The organism is Jiella marina (genome assembly GCF_024359545.1).
Taxonomy (GTDB): domain Bacteria; phylum Pseudomonadota; class Alphaproteobacteria; order Rhizobiales; family Rhizobiaceae; genus Jiella.
In genome coordinates, this window is record NZ_JAKQZG010000002.1 from 126622 (window position 1) to 147416 (window position 20795).

Annotated in this window: 17 protein-coding genes; 2 read left to right on the plus strand and 15 right to left on the minus strand. The window is 64.3% G+C overall.

The features are described 5' to 3' along the window. The first annotated feature begins 289 nt into the window (after positions 1 to 289). Positions 290 to 1639 carry an adenylate/guanylate cyclase domain-containing protein gene (locus MF134_RS04140; RefSeq protein ID WP_255338140.1) on the plus strand — a complete coding sequence of 450 codons (1350 nt, stop codon included), beginning with the start codon at positions 290 to 292 and terminating at the stop codon, positions 1637 to 1639. Between the two features lie 91 nt (positions 1640 to 1730). On the opposite strand, the gene MF134_RS04145 is transcribed toward MF134_RS04140, so the two are convergent. The 3 genes from MF134_RS04145 to MF134_RS04155 form a co-directional block, all read right to left on the minus strand. After that, positions 1731 to 2039: a hypothetical protein gene (locus MF134_RS04145; RefSeq protein WP_255338141.1), complete on the minus strand. Its 309-nt coding sequence runs from the start codon at positions 2037 to 2039 to the stop codon at positions 1731 to 1733. A 179-nt stretch (positions 2040 to 2218) separates the two neighbouring features. Further along, positions 2219 to 5371: an efflux RND transporter permease subunit gene (locus MF134_RS04150; RefSeq protein WP_255338521.1), complete on the minus strand. Its 3153-nt coding sequence runs from the start codon at positions 5369 to 5371 to the stop codon at positions 2219 to 2221. Positions 5372 to 5380: 9 nt separating this feature from the next. Next, entirely contained in the window at positions 5381 to 6829 is a 1449-nt protein-coding gene (locus tag MF134_RS04155) for an efflux RND transporter periplasmic adaptor subunit (protein WP_255338142.1), read from the minus strand. A 414-nt stretch (positions 6830 to 7243) separates the two neighbouring features. Between MF134_RS04155 and MF134_RS04160 the strand changes: the two genes are divergently transcribed. Further along, positions 7244 to 8149, plus strand: coding sequence for a DMT family transporter (locus MF134_RS04160; RefSeq protein ID WP_369695406.1), 906 nt, complete (start codon positions 7244 to 7246; stop codon positions 8147 to 8149). A 78-nt stretch (positions 8150 to 8227) separates the two neighbouring features. Here MF134_RS04160 and lpdA read toward each other — a convergent pair whose 3' ends face one another. The 12 genes from lpdA to mdh form a co-directional block, all read right to left on the minus strand. After that, entirely contained in the window at positions 8228 to 9637 is a 1410-nt protein-coding gene (gene lpdA, locus MF134_RS04165) for a dihydrolipoyl dehydrogenase (protein WP_255338144.1), read from the minus strand. Positions 9638 to 9783: 146 nt separating this feature from the next. Further along, entirely contained in the window at positions 9784 to 10539 is a 756-nt protein-coding gene (locus tag MF134_RS04170) for an SDR family oxidoreductase (RefSeq protein WP_255338145.1), read from the minus strand. 22 nt (positions 10540 to 10561) lie between these two features. Continuing rightward, positions 10562 to 10879 (minus strand): pentapeptide repeat-containing protein, encoded by a 318-nt coding sequence (locus tag MF134_RS04175; protein WP_255338146.1) that lies wholly within the window; start codon positions 10877 to 10879, stop codon positions 10562 to 10564. Next, positions 10863 to 11267 carry a hypothetical protein gene (locus MF134_RS04180; RefSeq protein WP_255338147.1) on the minus strand — a complete coding sequence of 135 codons (405 nt, stop codon included), beginning with the start codon at positions 11265 to 11267 and terminating at the stop codon, positions 10863 to 10865. The genes MF134_RS04175 and MF134_RS04180 overlap by 17 nt, the downstream gene beginning before the upstream one ends. A 23-nt stretch (positions 11268 to 11290) precedes the next feature. Continuing rightward, positions 11291 to 12916: a 2-oxoglutarate dehydrogenase complex dihydrolipoyllysine-residue succinyltransferase gene (gene odhB, locus MF134_RS04185; RefSeq protein WP_255338148.1), complete on the minus strand. Its 1626-nt coding sequence runs from the start codon at positions 12914 to 12916 to the stop codon at positions 11291 to 11293. 53 nt (positions 12917 to 12969) lie between these two features. Continuing rightward, positions 12970 to 15954 (minus strand): 2-oxoglutarate dehydrogenase E1 component, encoded by a 2985-nt coding sequence (locus MF134_RS04190; RefSeq protein ID WP_255338149.1) that lies wholly within the window; start codon positions 15952 to 15954, stop codon positions 12970 to 12972. A gap of 182 nt (positions 15955 to 16136) precedes the next feature. Further along, complete coding sequence (gene sucD / locus MF134_RS04195; RefSeq protein ID WP_255338150.1) at positions 16137 to 17048, minus strand: succinate--CoA ligase subunit alpha; 912 nt, start codon at positions 17046 to 17048, stop codon at positions 16137 to 16139. 17 nt (positions 17049 to 17065) lie between these two features. Further along, positions 17066 to 17485, minus strand: a complete 420-nt coding sequence (locus tag MF134_RS04200; RefSeq protein WP_255338151.1) for a PIN domain-containing protein — start codon at positions 17483 to 17485, stop codon at positions 17066 to 17068. Then, complete coding sequence (locus MF134_RS04205) at positions 17466 to 17750, minus strand: DUF6364 family protein (RefSeq protein ID WP_255338152.1); 285 nt, start codon at positions 17748 to 17750, stop codon at positions 17466 to 17468. Before MF134_RS04205 ends, MF134_RS04200 begins: the two co-directional genes overlap by 20 nt. 60 nt (positions 17751 to 17810) lie before the next feature. Next, positions 17811 to 19001, minus strand: coding sequence for an ADP-forming succinate--CoA ligase subunit beta (gene sucC / locus MF134_RS04210; RefSeq protein ID WP_255338153.1), 1191 nt, complete (start codon positions 18999 to 19001; stop codon positions 17811 to 17813). Positions 19002 to 19029: 28 nt separating this feature from the next. After that, positions 19030 to 19530 (minus strand): hypothetical protein, encoded by a 501-nt coding sequence (locus tag MF134_RS04215; RefSeq protein ID WP_255338154.1) that lies wholly within the window; start codon positions 19528 to 19530, stop codon positions 19030 to 19032. A gap of 6 nt (positions 19531 to 19536) precedes the next feature. After that, a complete protein-coding gene (gene mdh, locus MF134_RS04220) occupies positions 19537 to 20499 on the minus strand; it encodes a malate dehydrogenase (protein ID WP_255338155.1) in 963 nt (320 codons plus the stop codon). Between the last annotated feature and the right edge of the window lie 296 nt (positions 20500 to 20795).

The window sequence follows — 20795 nt, forward strand, 5'->3', positions numbered from 1 at the left end:
GAAGGCGTATTTGCTGCCGTTCTGCCCGTTCGCTGCGGTGGCCGATCCTTGTCCGCCTCGGATGCATCCCGGAGGCACGGCCCGACCACCGGTTTCCTCTTCCTATTGCGTTGCAGCGGCGCGATCAAGTCGACCGGCATCCTGGCGGTCACGCAGCCGGGAAAAAGCCGCTAGAGTGCGTCAGGAAGACCACGCCCCCTGACGTCACGAGGACTTGAGCGTCGAGCGGCGTAAGGAGTTGCCGTCGACGGCGAAGGACAAGGCGATGGATGGATCAGGAGGGACGCGAATGGCTGCCGGCGGTGTTGCGATTCTCAAATCCCTGCGGCCATCGCGAAACGCCGTCAGCCTGCCGGCCCGGGTCGCCGAAGACATCCGCAGCTTCGAAGCGCGGAGCGAACAGCTGACCGGCTGGATCCAGCTGGCGATCGGCGTCTTCATCCTGACGCTCTTCGTCATCGCGCCGAAACCGGCCGACGGGGACCTGGTCAGCCCCGTTCCGTTAGGGCTCGGCGCCTACATCGCGCTGACGGCACTGCGGCTCTACCTGTCCTATCGCATCGGCCTGCCGCGCAGTTTCCTCTTCGTCTCCGTTCTCCTCGACATTGCGCTGCTCTACGGCCTGATCTGGCTGTTTCACCTGCAATACGGGCAGGTGGCGGGATTTTCGCTGCAGGCGCCAACAATCCTCTACGTGTTCATCTTCATCGCCCTTCGGGCGCTGCGCTTCGAGCCGGTCTGGGTGCTGGTGACGGGCCTCACCGCAGCGGGTGGCTGGGTCGGCATGACGATGCTGGCCATCTGGTACGACGGCACGGCACAGATCACCCGCAGCTTCGTCGAATATGTCGCCAGTACGAAGATCATGATCGGGGCCGAGGTCGACAAGATCGTCGTCATCGTCGCGGTGGCGGGCATCCTGGCGGTTGCCATCGGGCGCGCCCAGAAGCTCCTGCTGAAAACCATTCGCGAAGGCGTCGAGCGTGCGGAAATCCGCCGTTTCCTGCCGGCCGAGGTCGAAGCGCGGATCACCAGCGCCGAACTCGCGGTGGCGGCCGGCGACGCGGCCGAGCGCCATGCGGCGGTAATCTTTCTCGACATTCGCGGCTTCACCAGCTTCGTGCGCGAGAGCGATCCGAAGAGCGTCGTCCAGGCGCTGGTGCGACTTCACGCGGTGGTGGTTCCGATCGTCGAGCGCCATGGCGGACTCGTCGACAAATATCTCGGCGACGGCCTGCTCGCGACCTTCGGCGCTGCGCGCGAGAGCGACACGGCCGCGGCCGACGCCCTCAGCGCACTCTGCCAGATCATCGACGCCTCGCAGGCCTGGACGTCCGAGATCGCAGCGGAATCCGGGCTGGCACTCTCGGTGAACGGAGCGGCCGTGGCGGGGCCGGTTGTCTTCGCCGCGCTGGGCGACACCCGGCGTCTGGAATACACCGTCATCGGCGAGGCGGTGAACCTCGCCGCCAAGCTTGAAAAGCACAACAAGCAGGAGGCAACGCGAGCCCTGACCACAGCGGAAACTCTGGCACAGGCGTCGGAGCAGGGTTTCGTGCCGAGCGCCCATGAGGTCGTTCGGCGGGAGCGTGCAGTCGCCGGCGTCGACGAGCCCCTCGATCTGGCAGTCCTCGCCTAAGGCTGAAAGCCGTCTGGCCTCGGAACGCCGAGCGTGCAAGAACCCCCGGCTCGGGGCGAGCCAGGGGCACCTCCTGCCACTGGAGAACCCGTCAGCGGCAGATGGTCTTGTAGCCGACGATGATGCGGTGGCCGTGGCGGCGGCTGTAGCGCTTGATCGGCCTTTCGAAGCATTCGGCGTCGTCGTGGCGGTCGATGTGGTGACCGCCGCGGGGATAGCCGTGGCCGCGGGGGCGTTCGGCCTTGACCCCGGCTATGGCGCCGACGAGGCCGATCACGGCACCGATGACAGCGCGGTCGCGATCCCGGTCGCGGGCCGAAGCGGTGGTGGTGGAGACGGAGACAGCCGAGGTGGCGAGGACGGCGGCGGCGACGGTGGAGAGGATGGTCTTCTTGAACATGGGGTGCTTCCTTCGGGTTGGGGCGGCTCGTCTCGTCCGCCGATGGGAAGACACTACCCACACCCTCACCGGCCCGCTGTGACGGGGATCACATCGCGAAAACGAGCGGCCGGAAGCAGGCCGCCCGCGTCGTTCCTCTCCAAGGTCTTGAAGAAATCGCGCGACGCAGCGCGCGGTTCCTACTCCGCCGGCGCCGCGCTCTGTTCGGCGGACGGCGCATCGTCCGCGCTGTCCTTCGACCGGCTTCGTACGAAGATGCGATAGACGACCACGAAGAGCAGCGGGATGAAGAACACGCCGAGAACCGTCGCCGAGAGCATGCCGCCGAGAACGCCGATACCGATGGCGTTCTGCGCGCCCGAGCCGGCACCGGTGGCGATCGCGAGCGGCAACACGCCGAGCATGAAGGCAAAGGACGTCATCAGGATCGGACGAAGCCGCATGTACGAGGCTTCGATCGTGGCTTCCAACAGTTCCTTGCCCTGCGCCTGGAGTTCGCGCGCGAACTCGACGATCAGGATGGCGTTCTTCGAGGCGAGACCGATGGTCGTGAGCAGGCCCACCTTGAAGTAGATGTCGTTCGCCTGCCCGCCATAGGTGGCCGCGAGCACCGCGCCCAGAATGCCGACGGGAACCGTCAGGATGACGGCAAAGGGAATCGCCCAGCTTTCGTAAAGCGCTGCAAGACACAGGAAGACCACCAGCACCGACAGCGCATAGAGCGCCGTCGCCTGGGAGCCGGACAGGCGCTCCTGATAGGACAGACCCGTCCATTCCGAGGTGAAGCCGTTGCCGAGACCGGCAACGATCTGTTCCATCTGGTCCATGGCGTCGCCGGAACTGACGCCGGGCGCGGCGGAACCCTGGATGTTCACTGCCGACACGCCGTTGTAGCGGGCAAGCCGGGGCGGCCCCTGCGACCAGGAACTGCGGGAAAAGGCCGAAAACGGCACCATCTCGCCATTGCTGTTGCGCGCATACCAGCGATCGATGTCGGAGGGCTGCATGCGGAACGGCGCGTCGGCCTGGACATAGACCGGCTGGATATCGCCATTGTTGTTGAAATCGTTGACGTAGCTGCCGGCCCAGGCCGTCGACAGATTCTGGTTCACCGAACCGAGATCGAGATTGAGCGCGCCCGCGAGCTTCTGATCGATGTCGATGTGGAATTGCGGCTGGTCGGTCTCGCCATTCGGCCGCACGCCGGTCAGCAGCGGATTCTGGTTGGCGGCGCCCAGAAGCTGGCCCTGCGCGGCCATCAGCGCTTCATGACCCTGATTGCCGGTGTCCTTGAGATAGAGTTCGAAGCCGCCCGACGTGCCGAGACCCTGGATCGCCGGGGGTGTCAGGGCGAAGACCTGGGCGTCGCGAATCTGGAAGAAATTGCCCATGGCACGCCCGACCACCGCCTGAGCGTTGACGGCAGGATCCTCGCGCTCCTCGAAATCCTTCAGCTTGACGAAGACGATCGCGTTGTTCTGGCCCGAGCCGGAAAAGGAAAAGCCGATCACCGCGAAGACGGACTGGACCGCCTCTTCCTCCTGCTCGAGGAAATAGCCCTCGACCCGTTCCACGACGGACAGCGTGCGCTCGGCGGTCGCGCCGGCGGGAAGCTGGATCAGGGTGAACAGCACGCCCTGATCCTCCTGCGGCAGGAAGGAACTCGGCAGTTTCAGATAGGTGTATCCGGCGGCGGCCGACAGCATGAGAAACAGGATCATCACCCGGAACGGGCGGCGCACGATGCCGCCCACCGTCTTCGTGTAGCCGCGATTGGTCTTGTCGAAGCCCTTGTTGAACCAGCGGAACAGGATGAAGCGCGATTCCCGCGAGGAGGGCTTGAGAAGCGTCGCGCACAGGACCGGGACGAGGATCACCGCGAACACCACCGACAGGAACATGGCCGTGACGATGGTGATCGAGAACTGCTTGTAGATGATGCCGACGGAGCCCGAGAAGAAGGCCATGGGCAGGAACACCGCCGACAGGACGAGCGCGATGCCGATCAGCGCGCCGGTGATCTCCGACATCGACTTGATCGTCGCTTCGCGGGGCGAGAGCTTCTCCTCCTCCATCACGCGCTCGACGTTTTCCACGACCACGATCGCGTCGTCGACCAGAAGGCCGATTGCCAGCACCATGGCGAACATGGTCAGCGTGTTGATCGAAAAGCCTGCCACCGCGAGCACGGCGAAGGTACCGAGAAGCACGATCGGCACCACGATCATCGGGATGATCGTCGCCCGCCATGTCTGCAGGAAGACGAGCATCACCACGAAGACGAGGACGATCGCCTCCAGAAGCGTCTCCACCACCTTCTCGATCGAGAGTTCGACGAAGGGCGTCGTGTCGTAGGGATAGACGATGTCGACCGAAGAGGGCAGCGTGCTTGATAGGGTATCCAGCGCCGCGCGGACGCCGTCAGCCGTCTCGATGGCGTTGGCGCCGGCCGCGAGATTGACACCGAAACCGGCCGCCGGCCGTCCATTGTAGCGCCCGGCGGTCGCGTAGCTTTCAGCCCCGATCTCGACCCGCGCCACGTCGTTCAGGGTCACCACCGACCCGTCGGTCGCCGTCTTGAGCACGATCGCCTCGAAGGCTTCCGGGCTTTCGAGCTGCGACTGGGAGGTGATGGTGAAGTTCTGCTGCTGCCCGTCGACCGCCGGCAGCGCACCGAGCTGGCCGACGGAGACCTGCGTGTTCTGCGCGCGGATCGCCGCCGTTACATCGGACGGCGTCAGCTGATAGCGGGCGAGCTTGCTCGGATCGAGCCAGACCCGCATCGCGTAGCCCGAGCCGAAGATCTGCAGATTGCCGACGCCATCAACGCGCCGGAGCGTGTCTTCGAGACGTGTCGAGATGAGATTGGCGAGGTCGATCGAGGTCAGAGACGGGTCGTTCGAGACGAGGGACCCCACCATCAGGATGCCGCCCGAGGATTTGGTGACCTGAACACCCTGATCCTGAACGGGCTGGGGCAGCTGCGCCTCGACCAGTTGCAGCTTGTTCTGGGTCTGCACCTGGGCGGTATCGGGGTCGACTCCGCTCTCGAAGGTCAGCGAGATCTGAGACGATCCCGATGCCGACGATGTCGAGGAGATATAGACCAGCCCATCGATGCCGGTCATGTTCTGCTCGATGATCTTGGTCACCGAGTTTTCCACCGTCTCAGCGCTGGCGCCGGGATAGGTCGCGGAGATCTGGATCGTCGGCGGAGCGACGTCGGGATATTGCGAGACCGACAGGCTGTAGAGCCCGAGGAGGCCGGCCAGCATGACCGACAGCGCGATCACCCAGGCGAAGACCGGGCGGTTGACGAAGAAGATGGACAGCACGAGAGCCTACTCCGTCTTGGCCGACTGGGCTGAATCGGGCGTTTCTCCGCCAGCTCCGGACGGGGTCGCGACGCCGTCGACCGTGCCGTCGCCGGCATCGGCCTCAGAGGCGGCCTCTTCGCCGTCCGGCTGCGTGTCCGCCGCGGCATCGGCGGATCCCGCCGCGTCCGAAGCGGCCTCATCCGAAGCCGCGGGTTCGGCATTCGCACCATCCGAATCCGTGGCATCCGTGTCGCCGGAGCCGGCCTCGGTCCCTTCGCTCGCACCTTGCTGCGCACCGGCGTCATCGGCGGAAGCTTCGGCCACGAGCCCATCTTCGCCGACCGTCACGGGAAGCGGATCGACGGGGGCTCCTTCGCCAATCTTCTGAATCCCGTCGACGATCAGCCGGTCGCCCGACGACGCGCCGCCGGTGACGAGCCAGTTCTGGTCGACGTCGCGGGCAATCGTCAGCTGTCGGCGCACCGCCGTGCCCTCTTCCGAGACGAACCATGCCACCGGCTCGCCCCGCTGATTGCGGGTGACCGCGCGCTGCGGCACCAGGATGCCGTTACTGGTCTCGCCGAGCGTGACGGTGGCGCGCATGTACATGCCGGGAAGGAGCAAGCGGTCGGGATTGTCGAAGACGGTGCGGAAGATCAGCGTCCCCGTGGTTTCGCTCACGACCATGTCGGCGGCCGAGACCGTTCCCGTCAGCGGATATTTCCGGCCATCGGCGAATTCCAGCGTGATCGTTGCCGATGGCTCGTCGGAATCCTTGCCGTTCTGGGTGATCTCCCCCGTCTCCATGCGACGGCGGAAATCGACCAGCCTCTCGCTGGATTCGGTGAGGTCCACATAGATCGGATCAACCTGACGAATGGTCGTCAAAGGCGTGGACTGCCCGGCCGTCACGAGCGCGCCCTGATTGACACTGGAGCGCTCGGCGAGACCGGCGATCGGCGCTTGGATGACGGTCCGGCGCTGATTGATCTCGGCGCTCTTCAAGGCTGCCTGAGCCTGGGCGACGCCGGCTCGGGCCTCCAGATAAGCACTGCGTGCGTCCTCGGCTTCCTGCTCGCTGATCGCGCTCGAATTCAACAGTCGCTGATAGCGCTGCCACCGCGATTCGGTGCTCGACAGGGAGGCTTCGGCCCTGGCGACATCGGCCCGCGCGGCCTCGACCTGCGCGGTGTAGGAATCGTCGTCGATCCGATAGAGAACGTCGCCCGGCTCCACCTCGGTCGCGTCCTCGTAGACCTGTTCGGCGATCACGCCATCCACCTGGGGCCGCACCTCGACGGTCTTGTAGGGCGTCACCCGGCCCGCAACCTCAGTCGTGATGTCGACGTTCCGCGCCTCCAGCGTGATCACGCCGACCTGCTGCGGCGGGCGTTGCTGCTGCCCCTGGGCCTGAGCCTGCGAGGCTTCCTCGGAACCCGTGCAGGCGGCGGACAACGAAAGCAGCCCGATCATCGTGGCGGAAATCGCAAGACGCGCCGGACGGAGAGGCCGGTCAGCCCTGAAAGAAACGTTCGAGACCATGAAATCTTTCTGCCACCGAGTGGGAAACGCGCCAGCTGCGACACTGCGGCTCGCCGGGACGCTGCCAACCAATTATAAGTCTGACATCGCAATCAGCAAGTTACGGTGTGTCGCCGCAGACCGAACGCGACCTTCCCGACACTGGAATGTGATTAGCCGAGTTTCCGCTGCAATGCAGCAAACACCTTCGTTATCGAAGTCGCAGGCGGACGAGGGTTCTCCCGGAAATCGGGTCGCTGCCGGCAGCGGGTCGCAATAGCGTCCTTCAAAATTCTGAAGGAAACGTCAAAGATGCCGGACCCGCGAGCCCCCGAACCGTCTCGTCGCCCGTTGCCTGAGCGCCGCATGGGGACCGCGCAGTGGATGACACTGATCGCGCTTTCGATTCTCTGGGGTGGCTCGTTCTTCTTCACCGAGATCGCACTTGGCGAACTGCCAGTCTTCACGCTCGTCGCGCTTCGGGTCATGCTGGCAGCGGCGGCGCTCCATGTCGTTCTTCGCGTGCTCGGCGTCAAAATGCCATGCGACAAAGCGGTCTGGACCGCCTTCTTCGCCATGGGCTTTCTCAACAATCTCGTGCCGTTTTCCCTGATCGTCTGGGGTCAGACCCATATCGCCTCGGGTCTCGCCTCGATCCTGAACGCGACGACACCGCTCTTCACCGTCCTCGTCGCCCACGCCGTGACTCGCGACGAACGCCTGACGTCGAACCGGGCGTTCGGCGTGGTGACCGGCTTTCTGGGCGTGGTCGTTCTGATCGGCCCTTCCGCGCTGAATTCTCTCGGCACCGACGGTCTCGCCCAGCTCGCCTGTCTCGCTGCGGCCTTTTCCTATGCCTTGGCGGGCGTCTTCGGTCGACGCTTTCGGCGCATGGGGGTCTCGCCCATAGCAACAGCCACCGGCCAGGTGACCGCTTCGGCGACGATGCTGGTTCCCCTCGCCCTTCTCCTCGATCGGCCATGGACGCTCGCCATGCCCGGGGCGGACACGATCGCGGCCATCCTCGGCATCGCGCTGCTTTCGACCGCCCTTGCCTACGTGCTCTATTTTCGGCTGCTCGCCACGGCGGGCGCGACGAACCTCCTCCTCGTCACCTTCCTGATCCCGGTCAGCGCCATCCTGCTCGGCGCGCTGGTGCTGGGCGAAGTTCTGCAGCCCCAGCACTTCGCGGGCATGGCGCTGATCGGGGTGGGCCTCGCCGCGATCGATGGCCGGCTTTGGCGGCAAAGGGAGCGATCGAGCTGCGTATAACGCGAGTCGAATGGCGGTCGGGGCAGCCTATCGCCCGCCGCGCCGCCAGCCTCTGGCCGACGGAGGCGCCAGCCGATCCTAAACGTGGATCGGCTTGGCAAAAGCCGCGAAAGCCGCCTCGCGCACGGCCTCCGACAAGGTCGGATGAGCGTGAGAGGTGCGCGCGAGATCCTCCGACGAGCCGCTGAACTCCATGAGGAGCGCGGCTTCGGCGATCATGTCGCCGGCATCGGCGCCGAGAATGTGGACGCCGAGCACGCGGTCGGTCTTCTTGTCGGCGAGGACCTTCACGAACCCGTCGGTCTTCAGCATCGACCGGGCGCGGCCATTTGCCATGAAGGGGAACTTGCCGACATTGTATTCGACGCCAGCCTTCTTCAGCTCTTCCTCGGTCTTCCCGACCGAGGCGACCTCGGGCTCGGTGTAGACCACCGACGGGATCGCATCGTAGTTCACATGGCCAGACTGGCCGGCGAGAATTTCGGCGAGCGCCACGCCCTCGTCCTCGGCCTTGTGGGCGAGCATCGCGCCCTTCACCACGTCCCCGATCGCATAGATGCCCTCGACATTGGTCCTGAAATGAGCGTCGATCTCCACCCGGCCGCGATCGTCGAGGGCCACGCCGGCCTCCTTCAGGCCGAGGCCTTCCGTGTAGGGCTTGCGGCCGGTCGCCACCAGGACGACGTCGGCGTCGATCGTCTCGGCATCACCGCCCTTCACCGGCTCGAAGGTGACCGATGCGCCATTCTTGCTCTTCTCGACGTCCGTCACCTTCGCGCCGAGCTTGAAGGTCAGGCCCTGCTTGACGAGCAGTTTCTGGAAAGCGGTCGAGACTTCGCTGTCCATCGGGCCCAGGATCTTGTCGAGGAACTCGACGACGGTGACTTCGGCGCCCAACCGCGCCCAGACCGAGCCGAGTTCCAGCCCGATCACGCCGCCGCCAACCACGACCATCTTCTTCGGAACCTCGGGAAGCGCGATCGCATGGTCGGACGAGACGATGGTGGTCTCGTCGAACTGGACGTCGAGACCCGGAATGCCGGCGACATCGGATCCCGTCGCGATGCAGATATTCTTGGCCTTCAGCGTCTCGGTGGAGCCGTCGTCCTTCGTCACCTCGACCTCGCCGACCGACTTGATCCGGCCGGTGCCGATCAGGCCGGTGATCTTGTTCTTCTTGAACAGGAAGGCGATGCCCTCGACATTGGACTTCACCGTCTTGTCCTTGTGGGCCATCATCTTCTCGAGATTCAGCTTTGGGCTGACCTCGATCCCCATCTCGGCGAAGGAATGGCCGGCTTCGGCGAAGGCTTCCGAGGCGTAGAGCAGGGCCTTGGACGGGATGCAGCCGACATTCAGGCAGGTGCCGCCATAGGTCTTGCGTTTCTCGACGCAGGCGACCTTGAGGCCGAGCTGCGCCGCTTTGATGGCGCAGACATAGCCGCCCGGTCCGGAGCCGATGACGACGAGATCGTAGGTGTCAGCCATTGCAGAGTCCTGTCATGCCAGGGACGGGCAATTCCCGCCGAAAAAGAAGACCAGAAGATCGGCCCGGATGTCGAGCCGACAAGGACGAGGGTTCGATGTGGGGATAGCCGCATCAGGGGCGAGTGCAAAGACATGAGGCCCGAAAATCAGGGCAGAATCGCTCGCGCACCCGAAACATCCAGGATCGCACCGGTGGAGTAGGAGGCCTCCGGCGAGGCGAGCCACAGGATCGCACGGGCGACTTCCTCGGCCGTACCCGGCCGCTTCAGCGGCAGGGTCGCGGAGATTTCCGCGACCCTGTTGGGCTCTCCGCCCGAGGCGTGAATGTCGGTCTCGATGATGCCGGGGCGGACGGCGGTGACGGAAATTCCCTCCTCCGCGACTTCCTTGGCCAGGCCGACGGTGAAAGTGTCGATCGCACCCTTGGTCGCGGCATAGTCGACACGCGAGCCACCGGCACCCAGCTTGGCGGCGGCGGACGACAGGTTGACGATCGCCCCGCCCTGGCCGCCGCGTTTCGTCGACATGCGCCGGATCGCTTCGCGGGCGCAGAGGAAACTACCGGTGACGTTGATGCGGAAGATCCGCTCGAGCCGCTCGGCGCTCATCTCGGCAACGGGACCGAGTTCGTCGACGATGCCGGCATTGTTGACCAGCACCTTGAGCGTGCCGAGTGCGTCCGCCGCCTCGAACAGCGCGAGAATGTCGGCCTCGGCGCCGACGTCCCCTTTCACGGCGATCGCCTTGCCGCCGGCGGCTTCGATCTCCGCCACCACCTTTTCAGCGGCCGCGCGGTTCGAGGCATAGTTCACGACGACCGCATAGCCGGCCTTGGCGCCGAGAATGGCGGTCGCCGCGCCGATGCCGCGCGAGCCACCGGTGACGATCATGACGTCGGTCAAGTGAGGTTCCCTTGGATGTGCGTTATTCCACCGGCGCCAGTGTCAGCCGCGAACGGTCAATATAGTCGGGAAGCCGGGTGTTCTCGTCGACAATGGCCACCTGCAGCTGCTCGATGGTTAGATTCTTCGCACCCGTCAGATCCGCTCCGCGCAGATCGGTCCCGGTAAGGTCTGCATTGCTGAAGTTCACGCGCGCGAAGATCGCATTCTTGGCGTCCGCATTCCGAAGATTGGCGTCGCTCAGATTAATCCCGGTAAAATCGAGCCGCCGAAGAAAGACGCCTGGAAACTGGAAATGATGATGGCTGCCGGCGTTCAACGAATCAATTCGCGCGCTCATCTGCGGCTTTCCTCCTCAACACGTCCAAGACAGCCTTCAAATCCTGTGGAGGCTGCTCATCACCATATTCGCCCGAGCGCCGTTCGAGATAGAATTCGAGAAGCTTAAAGACCGGCTTCGCAAGATCGGGAAAATCCTCCGTCACGTCCCCGAGAATATAGATCGCCGCGAGGCGAACTTCCATCTTGTCGTCGCCGAGTTGGCCGGCCGCTCGGTTGAAGAGTTCCATGACATGGGCGCGGCGGGCCAGCGTCGCCTGAACAACGGCCGAGCCAGCCTGGGTCGTCTCCGGTCCAAGCTTTTTCCAGGCGAGATAGGCGCCGACGGCGGCGGCCGCCGTCAGCGCCAGATTGCGCAGGATCTCCGAGAGATCGACCAGCGTCTCCATCCCGAAGCTCTTTCACGCAGGGATCAGAGGTCGAGGACCAGCCGCTCGGGATCTTCCAGGCTCTCCTTGACGCGAACCAGGAAGGTCACGGCTTCCTTGCCGTCGACGATCCGGTGGTCGTAGCTGAGCGCCAGATACATCATCGGCCGGATGACCACCTGGCCGCCGATCGCCATCGGTCGCTCCTGGATCTTGTGCATGCCGAGAATGCCGGACTGCGGAGCGTTGAGGATCGGCGTCGACATCAGGGAGCCGTAAACGCCGCCATTGGTGATCGTGAAGGTGCCGCCCTGCATGTCGGACATGCCGAGCTTGCCATCGCGCGCGGCGCGGGCAAGACGGCCGATCTCCTTCTCGATCTCGGCGATGGTCATGGCGTCGGCGTCGCGGATGACCGGGACGACGAGGCCCTTGTCGGTGCCGACGGCCATGCCGACATGGCAGAAGTTCTTGTAGACGATCTCGTTGCCGTCGATCTCGGCATTGACCGCCGGAATCTCCTTCAGCGCGTGGCAGACGGCCTTGGTGAAGAAGCCCATGAAGCCGAGCTTCACGCCATGCTTCTTCTCGAACAGATCCTTGTATCGCGACCTGAGATCCATCACCGCCTTCATGTCCACCTCGTTGAAGGTGGTCAGCATGGCGGCGGTATCCTGCGCGTCCTTGAGGCGCCGGGCGATGGTCTGGCGGAGGCGAGTCATCTTGACCCGCTCCTCGCGCGACTCGTCGTCGGGCGCGGATGGGGCGCGGGCGGCCTTGGGCTTCTCCTGCGGCGAGGACGGTGCGCCCTTGGCGGCCGCTTCGAGGACGTCGCCCTTCAGCACCTGGCCTTGCTTGCCCGATCCCTGGACGTCGCCGTCCTTCAGGCCCTTTTCACGCATCAGCTTGGCGGCGGCGGGCGCCGGCGCCCGGCCCTCTTCCGCCTCGACCTGACGGCGCGGCGTCTCGTCGGTGCCGCCACCGACGGCGGTCGAGCCAGAGGCGGAAGGACCCTTGGCGCCGTCGCCGGAGCCGGCCGAGGCGCCTTCCTCGATCTTCATCAGCAGCGCGCCGACCTGCACCTCGTCGCCTTGAGCGACAGCGAGTTCGCGCACCACACCCGCCACCGGCGAGGGCACTTCCTGCGCAGCCTTGTCGGTTTCGAGTTCGAGCAGCGCCTCGTCCATGGACACGCTGTCGCCGACCTTCTTGAAGAGCTGGCCGACGGTCGCCTCAGTGACGGACTCGCCCGCCGCCGGGACGTTGACTTCGACAAGCTTGCCAGACCCGGCCGAAGCGCCATCAGCCGAAGCCTTTTCGTCGCCGGAACCGCCGCCGCCATAGTCGGACGCCGTCTCTGCGGCCTGGTCCGCCTCGGCAGCCTTGCTCTTCGGCTTCTCGGTCGCATCCGTGGTGCCGCCGGCCTTGCCTTCGCCCTCACCGATCGCGCCGATCACCGCGCCGACCCCGACCGTCTCGCCTTCCTTGACGGCGATGTCTTCGAGGACACCGGCCGCCGGGGCCGGCACTTCGACCGTCACCTTGTCGGTCTCGAGTTCGGCGACGGTCTCGTCCTGCTCGACCCGGTCTCCGGGCTTCTTGAACCACTGGCCGATCGTCGCTTCGGTGACGGATTCACCCAGGGTCGGGACTTTGATTTCGGTTGCCATCGGTCTCGTTCGTTTCGTTGTCAGGCGTCAGATGCGGGCGGTTTTCGGCGGCATCAGCCGAGCGCGTCTTCGAGGAAGTCCGCGAGCTGCTTCAGATGGTTCGCCATCGTTCCGGCGGCCGGCGATGCGGCGGCCTGGCGGCCCGTATAGCGAACCCTTCGTTTCTCCGCCCCGATATGGTCCAGAACCCATTCGAGATAAGGGTCGATGAAGGACCAGGAGCCCATATTCTTCGGCTCTTCCTGGCACCAGACCATCTCTGCCTGCTTGAAACGCGAGAGTTCCTGGATGAGGGCCTTGGCCGGGAACGGGTAGAGCTGTTCGAGGCGCAGGAGGTAGACGTCGTCGATGCCGCGCTTCTCGCGCTCCTCGTAAAGGTCGTAATAGACCTTGCCCGAGCACATGACGACGCGGCGGATATTGTCGTCGGAAACGAGCTTGGTCTCTGCGTCCTTGTTGGTCTCGGCATCGTCCCAGAGCAGGCGATGGAAACTGGTCTCGCCCGCCATCTCCGTCAGCTTCGAAACCGCCCGCTTGTGGCGCAGCAGCGATTTCGGCGTCATCAAGATGAGCGGCTTGCGGAATTCGCGCTTCAGCTGACGGCGCAGGATGTGGAAATAGTTCGCCGGCGTCGTGCAGTTGGCGACCTGCATGTTGTCTTCCGCACACATCTGCAGGAAGCGCTCGAGCCGTGCCGAAGAGTGTTCCGGCCCCTGCCCTTCGTAGCCATGGGGCAGAAGCAGAACGAGGCCTGACATGCGCAGCCATTTGCGTTCGCCCGACGAGATGAACTGGTCGATCACGACCTGGGCGCCGTTGGCGAAATCGCCGAACTGGGCTTCCCAGAGGGTCAGGGCGTTCGGCTCGGCGAGCGAATAACCGTATTCGTAGCCGAGCACCGCTTCTTCCGAGAGCATCGAGTTGATGACCTCGTAGACCGCCTGGCCCTTGGCGAGATTTGCGAGCGGAATGTAGCGGCTCTCGTCTTCCTGATCGTAGAGCACCGAATGGCGCTGGGAGAAGGTGCCGCGCTCGACGTCCTGGCCTGACAGGCGCACCGGATGGCCCTCGGTCACCAGCGTGCCGAAGGCGAGCGCCTCGGCCGTCGCCCAGTCGATTCCTTCGCCGCTGTCGATGATCTTGGCGCGATTGTCGAGGAAGCGCTTCACCGTGCGATGGGCGTTGAAACTCTCCGGCACGACCGCGAGCTTCGAGCCGATATCCTTCAAGGTCTTGAGCGGCACGCCGGTGATGCCACGCCGTGGCTCGGTCTCTTCTTCGGCCTTGCGCAGCCCGGTCCAGGCGCCGTCGAGCCAGTCGGCCTTGTTCGGCAGGTAGCTCTGGCCGGCCTCGAACTCCTCCTCCAGCGTCTTGCGCCAGTCCGCCTTGCGGCTTTCGATCTCCTCCTCGGAGATCAGACCCTCCGCGACGAGCTTCTTGGAGTAGATCTCCAGGCTCGTCGGATGGTTGCGGATGGTCTTGTACATGATCGGCTGGGTGAAGGCCGGCTCGTCACCCTCATTGTGGCCGAACCGCCGGTAGCAGAACATGTCGATGACCACCGGCTTGTGGAACTTCATGCGAAATTCCGTCGCCACCTTGGCCGCATAAACGACCGCTTCCGGATCGTCGCCATTGACGTGGAAGATCGGCGCCTCGACCGTCTTCGCCACGTCGGAGGGGTAGGGCGAGGAGCGCGAGAAGCGCGGATTGGTGGTGAAGCCGATCTGGTTGTTGATGATGAAGTGCAGCGAGCCGGCGACACGGTGACCGCGCAGCGCCGACAGGCCGAAGCATTCTGCCACCACGCCCTGCCCGGCGAAGGCCGCATCGCCATGGATCAGGAGGGGCAGTATCTGCGAGCGCTGATCGAGCGGCACGATATCGGAGCGCGAGCGCCCGGCGATCTGGTCCTGCTTGGCGCGGGCCTTGCCCATCACCACCGGATCGACGATCTCGAGATGCGACGGGTTGGCCGTCAGCGACAGATGCACGTTGTTCTGATCGAATTCGCGGTCGGAGGAGGCGCCGAGGTGATATTTCACGTCGCCGGAGCCTTCCACGTCGTCGGGCTTGAACGAGCCGCCCTTGAACTCGTGGAAGATCGCCCGATGCGGCTTGCCCATCACCTGAGCGAGAACGTTCAACCGGCCGCGATGGGCCATGCCGAAGACGATCTCCTTGAGGCCCATCTGGCCGCCACGCTTGATAATCTGCTCGAGCGCCGGGATCAGCGCTTCGCCGCCGTCGAGGCCGAAGCGCTTGGTGCCCTTGTACTTGACGTCGATGAACTTCTCGAAGCCTTCCGCCTCGATCAGCTTGTTGAGGATCGCGCGCTTGCCCTCATTGGTGAAGGCGACACCCTTGTCCGGACCTTCGATGCGCTCCTGCAGCCAGGCCTTTTCGGCCGGGTTCGAGATGTGCAGGAACTCGATTCCCATGGTCGAGCAATAGGTGCGCGTCAGAATGTCAACGATCTGGCGGATCGTCGCGAACTCGAGCCCGAGCACATTATCGATATAGATCTTGCGGTCGTAGTCCGCCTCGGTGAAGCCGTAAGCCTTGGGCGACAATTCGTTGTAGTCGTCGTCGGCGGGCTTGGCGATACCGAGCGGATCGAGCTGGGCGTGCAGATGGCCGCGCACGCGGTAGGCGCGGATCAGCATCAGCGCGCGGACGGAATCGCGGGTCGCCTGGTTCAGCGCTTCCTGCGAGAGCTCGGCGCCCTGCTTCTGCGCCTTTTCCTTGACCTTGGTCTCGATGCGCGCTTCGACCGGCCCCCAATTGCCGTCGAGCGCCGAGACCAGTTCGCCGTTCAGCGGGATCGGCCAGTTCTGCCGCTCCCAGGACGGGCCGCTGGCATTCTTCCGAACGTCATCCTTCGCGTCGCCCAACTCCTGGAAGAAGTCGCCCCATTCGGAACCGACCGAAGACGGATCCTCCTCGTAGCGGGCGTAGAGCTCCTCAATATAGTCGGCATTGCCGCCATAGAGGAAGGAGGTGAGGGCGAGAGACTGGTTCGCTTCGCTGCGTGCCATGTGAAGATCGCGGCGCGGGAGCCGGCGCCGCCTCCTATCGAAAATTCTTCGACCGACCGGGCGAATCCCAAGAGCCGGTTACAAAACGCCGTGGCCTTTCGGCCCCGAAAACGGCCCTGCCAAGGCCAGAATATGGCAAGAACGGGAACGGGACCCGCCAAACCGCGGGTCCAGTTACACGCTTATCCTTTCAAAACTTCGACCAGGGTCTTGCCGAGCTGCGCCGGCGACGGCGAGACCTTGATGCCGGCGGCTTCCATGGCCGCGATCTTGTCTTCCGCGCCGCCCTTGCCGCCGGAGACCACCGCGCCGGCATGGCCCATGGTGCGGCCCGGAGGCGCCGTGCGCCCCGCGATGAAGCCGACCATCGGCTTCTTGCGACCCTTGGCCGCTTCGTCCTTCAGGAACTGCGCCGCGTCTTCCTCGGCCGAACCGCCGATCTCGCCGATCATGATGATCGACTCGGTCGCCTCGTCCGCGAGGAACATCTCCAACACGTCGATGAACTCCGTGCCCTTGACCGGATCGCCGCCGATGCCGACCGCCGTCGTCTGGCCGAGACCCTCGTTCGTCGTCTGAAACACCGCCTCATAGGTCAGCGTTCCCGAGCGCGAGACGATGCCGACATTGCCCTTCTTGAAGATGTTGCCCGGCATGATGCCGATCTTGCATTCCTCCGGCGTCAGAACGCCCGGGCAGTTCGGTCCGATCAGGCGGGAGTTCGACTTGTCGAGCTTGGCCTTCACCTTGATCATGTCGGTCACCGGAATGCCTTCGGTGATGCAGGTGATCAGCGAAATTCCCGCGTCGATCGCCTCCTCGATCGCGGCGGCGGCGCCTGCCGGCGGCACGTAGATCACCGACGCGTCGGCCCCGGTCTTGTCCTTGGCCTCGGCGACGGAGGCGAAGATCGGAAGCTGCACGGTCTGCCCGCCGGCATTGCCCTCCCACATCTCGCCGCCCTTCTTCGGGTGCGTGCCGCCGACCATCTTCGTGCCGAAATAGGCAAGCGCCTGTTCGGTGTGGAAGGTGCCGGTCTTGCCGGTCAGGCCCTGGACGATGACCTTGGTGTTCTTGTCGACGAGAATGGACATGGTGTTAGCCTTTACGATTACGCCAGAAAGTCTTCGATGAAGGGATTGCAGACCCGGACGTCGCCGTATGTCTGACCGTGGTTCAGGTCCTCGCTGTAGACAAGGTCGAGCCCGGCCCGCGCGGCCGCTACGATGATCAGTCCGTCCCAGTGAGAGATATCGTGGCGATGCGCCGTCTGAAGCGCTTCGATCACATCCGAAGGCGCCAGTGCCACGACGTCATCGTCCTGAAGCGTCCGGACCCATTGCATCGCCGCGTCCGCTCCGTAGGCCAGCTTCCTGCGGAGGACGCTATAGAGCTCCAGCATGACCTGCGTCGACGTGACGATCTGCCGGATCTGCATCAGACGCCGCGCCGCGTCCCGCTTTACAGGGTCGGGCGAAGCGGTATCGGCGGCATAGACGATGATATTCGTGTCAAAGAAGGCCGCGCTCACGCATCACCTCCTCGTAGAAGAGTTCCCTGTCGAACAGCGGCTCGCCTTCAGTCAGGCGCGGCGTGCGCCGCTCGGCATTGTTGTCCGCCGTCTCGAACACTCGGCTCCACGCTTCAGCACGGCTCGACTGCGTCGCCTCGCGCTTGACCTCCCTCTCGAGAAAATCGCGCACCATCGCATTGACGCTCGTCCGCTTCATCGCGGCGAGCACGCGCACCTTGTCGAGAAGATCTTCGTCGATGGCGAGGGTGATGTTCTTTGCCATGGGCAATCTCAACACGGGTTATGCGTTACACATAATCCGTGTTGAACGTCCCTGCAATCTTCATCCTACCGCCGCGACGATCTTCTTCGCCGCGTCGTCGAGATCGTCCGCCGACGTGATGTCGAGGCCGCTCTCGTTCAGGATCGCCTTGCCCTTGTCGACGTTGGTGCCTTCCAAGCGCACGACCAACGGAACCTTGAGGCCGACCTCCTTCACCGCCGCGACCACGCCTTCGGCGATGACGTCGCAGCGCATGATGCCGCCGAAGATGTTGACGAGAATGCCCTTCACGTTCGGGTCGGCGGTGATGATCTTGAAGGCCGCAGTGACCTTTTCCTTCGACGCGCCGCCGCCGACGTCCAGGAAGTTCGCCGGCTCCTTGCCGTAGAGCTTGATGATGTCCATTGTTGCCATGGCGAGGCCCGCGCCGTTTACCATGCAGCCGATGTCGCCATCGAGCGCCACATAGGCGAGGTCGTATTTCGACGCCTCGATCTCCTTGGCGTCCTCCTCGGTCTCGTCCCGCAGCGCCTTGATGTCGTCGTGGCGGAAAAGGGCGTTGTTGTCGAAGGAGACCTTGGCGTCGAGAACGCGTAGATGCCCGTCCTTCATGACGATCAGCGGATTGATCTCCAGAAGGCTCATGTCCTTTTCGAGGAAGGCCTTGTAGAGGATCGGGAAGAGCTGCATACCGTCCACCTTCGCCGCCCCGCCGAGCTTCAGCGCCGTGCAGAGCTTTTCGGCGTCGCCGGCGGTGACGCCGGTCTGAGGGTTGATTGGCAGGGTGAGGATCTTTTCGGGCGCCTCGGCGGCTACCGTCTCGATGTCCATGCCGCCCTCGGTGGAGGCCACGAAGGCGATCTGGCCGACGGTGCGATCGACAAGGAGAGAGAGATAGAGCTCCCGGTCGATGTCGGCGCCGTCCTCGATATAGAGGCGGTTCACCTGCTTGCCGGCGTCACCCGTCTGCTTAGTGACCAGCGTGTTGCCCAGCATTTCACGGGCGTTCTCGACGACCTCCTCGATAGACTTCGCCAGCCGCACACCACCCTTGGAATCGGGGCCGAGCTCCTTGAACTTGCCCTTGCCGCGCCCGCCGGCATGGATCTGGCTCTTGACGACATAGAGCGGTCCGGGAAGCTGCTTCGCCGCGGCTTCCGCCTCATCGGCCGACGTGATCGCGACGCCCTCGGCGACCGGCGCGCCATAGCCCTTCAGGACTTCCTTGGCCTGATATTCGTGGATGTTCACGCGTCGTGCTCCTGTTCGCAGAGAATGGTCATGACGGCAGGCATGGCGCGAGAAACTCGCGCATCACCGCTGCCGATCCGGAAAGTGAAATGGTGTAAGGCGCCGCGCCTGTCTTGGCCGGCGGAAAGACTGTGAGTGTCTGTCCGCGCATCAAGGCTCCGACGAGCGGGTCGCCTCCATGGACTGGCAGCGAAGGAAAATGCGCCGCGCCTTCGGCACCATAGATCGCGTTCGCCACCTGCCTGAACTCCGCACCGTCGACTTCCAGACGAACATGGGGATCGGCCAGAAAATCGGGCGGAAGATCGAAGCGGAAGTCGATGGTCAGGGACCGATCCCGGCCAGGGCAGGTGATGGTCAAAGGCGTCGCGTCCGTCTCCGGAATGCCGAATGACGCCGAACCGCGTCCGTCATAGCGGTAACCGTGCCAGATGAGGCCCTCCTGGGCCATGGCACTCGCGAGCGAGGCCGCGAGGCCGATGGCAAGGATGGCCGGTCGAACCAGCCTTGAGACGACGGACGCCGGCATGGCTCGTCAGGCCAGGTTGGGCGCGATGCCCTGGCAGGCTTCCATCAGGCCCTTCACCGCATTCACGGACTTGTCGAACTGGGCCTTCTCGTCGGAGTTCAGGTCGATCTCGATCACCCGCTCGACGCCATCGGCGCCGATGATGCAGGGCACGCCGACATACATGTCCCTGAGGCCGTATTCGCCCTTGAGCGCTGCGGCGCAGGGCAGAACGCGCTTCTTGTCCTTCAGATAGGATTCGGCCATCTGGATCGCGGACGCCGCCGGCGCGTAATAGGCCGAGCCAGTCTTCAAGAGGCCGACGATCTCCGCGCCGCCGTCGCGGGTGCGCTGGATGATCTCTTCCAGCCGCTCGTCCGAGCACCAGCCCATCTTGACGAGATCGGTCAGCGGGATGCCGGCGACGGTCGAATAGCGCGGCAGCGGGCACATGGTGTCGCCATGGCCGCCGAGCACGAAGGCCGTCACGTCCTCGACGGAGACCTTGAACTCTTCGGCGAGGAAGGTGCGGAAGCGCGCCGAGTCGAGAACGCCGGCCATGCCGACGACCTTCTCCTTCGGCAGGCCCGAGAATTTCTGCAGCGCCCAGACCATGGCGTCGAGCGGATTGGTGATGCAGATGACGAAGGCGTTCGGCGCATATTTGGCGATACCTGCGCCCACCTGCTCCATGACCTTGAGATTGATACCGAGCAAATCGTCGCGGCTCATGCCGGGCTTGCGCGCCACACCGGCGGTGACGATGCAGACATCCGCGCCTTCGATGGCAGAATAGTCATTGGCGCCGGAAAGATGGGCGTCGAACCCTTCTACGGGCCCGGATTCGGCGATGTCCAGCGCCTTGCCCTGGGGCGTGCCCTCGGCGATGTCGAACAGGACGACGTCGCCCATCTCCTTCAGGCTCGCCAGATGGGCGAGCGTGCCGCCGATCATGCCGGAACCGATGAGTGCGATCTTGCTGCGAGCCAAAGCCGGTATTCCTTCTCCCTGGCGGTCGGAACGAGGCTCTCGCCCTCGCATGACCGCGACCAACGCCACGCCTGCCCGCCGATACCGGCCTGCGCGGCTCGAACTACAGGGGCAATGACATCTGCCGGGAATGAACAACCGGACGGCGCGGTTCCGCCCGCAAACCGCCATGCTGCAATGCAACGGTGCCCCCGTTTGGTGGGCAGGATTAGCCCTGTGCGGAACGGCTTGCAACAGCCAAAATAGGGCATCAGGAAATACAATCGGTTAGATTGATTGCAGCTTACGTAAAGGTG

Excerpts from the sequence above, each read along its gene's own strand:
- MF134_RS04215 (WP_255338154.1), bottom strand. The coding sequence starts at position 19,530 with ATGCCGGCGTCCGTCGTCTCAAGGCTGGTTCGACCGGCCATCCTTGCC.
- lpdA (WP_255338144.1), bottom strand. The coding sequence starts at position 9,637 with ATGGCTGACACCTACGATCTCGTCGTCATCGGCTCCGGACCGGGCGGC.
- MF134_RS04140 (WP_255338140.1), top strand. The coding sequence starts at position 290 with ATGGCTGCCGGCGGTGTTGCGATTCTCAAATCCCTGCGGCCATCGCGA.
- MF134_RS04205 (WP_255338152.1), bottom strand. The coding sequence starts at position 17,750 with ATGGCAAAGAACATCACCCTCGCCATCGACGAAGATCTTCTCGACAAG.
- MF134_RS04190 (WP_255338149.1), bottom strand. The coding sequence starts at position 15,954 with ATGGCACGCAGCGAAGCGAACCAGTCTCTCGCCCTCACCTCCTTCCTC.
- odhB (WP_255338148.1), bottom strand. The coding sequence starts at position 12,916 with ATGGCAACCGAAATCAAAGTCCCGACCCTGGGTGAATCCGTCACCGAA.
- MF134_RS04175 (WP_255338146.1), bottom strand. The coding sequence starts at position 10,879 with ATGAGCGCGCGAATTGATTCGTTGAACGCCGGCAGCCATCATCATTTC.
- MF134_RS04160 (WP_369695406.1), top strand. The coding sequence starts at position 7,244 with ATGGGGACCGCGCAGTGGATGACACTGATCGCGCTTTCGATTCTCTGG.
- MF134_RS04180 (WP_255338147.1), bottom strand. The coding sequence starts at position 11,267 with ATGGAGACGCTGGTCGATCTCTCGGAGATCCTGCGCAATCTGGCGCTG.
- MF134_RS04155 (WP_255338142.1), bottom strand. The coding sequence starts at position 6,829 with ATGATCGGGCTGCTTTCGTTGTCCGCCGCCTGCACGGGTTCCGAGGAA.
- MF134_RS04145 (WP_255338141.1), bottom strand. The coding sequence starts at position 2,039 with ATGTTCAAGAAGACCATCCTCTCCACCGTCGCCGCCGCCGTCCTCGCC.
- sucD (WP_255338150.1), bottom strand. The coding sequence starts at position 17,048 with ATGTCCATTCTCGTCGACAAGAACACCAAGGTCATCGTCCAGGGCCTG.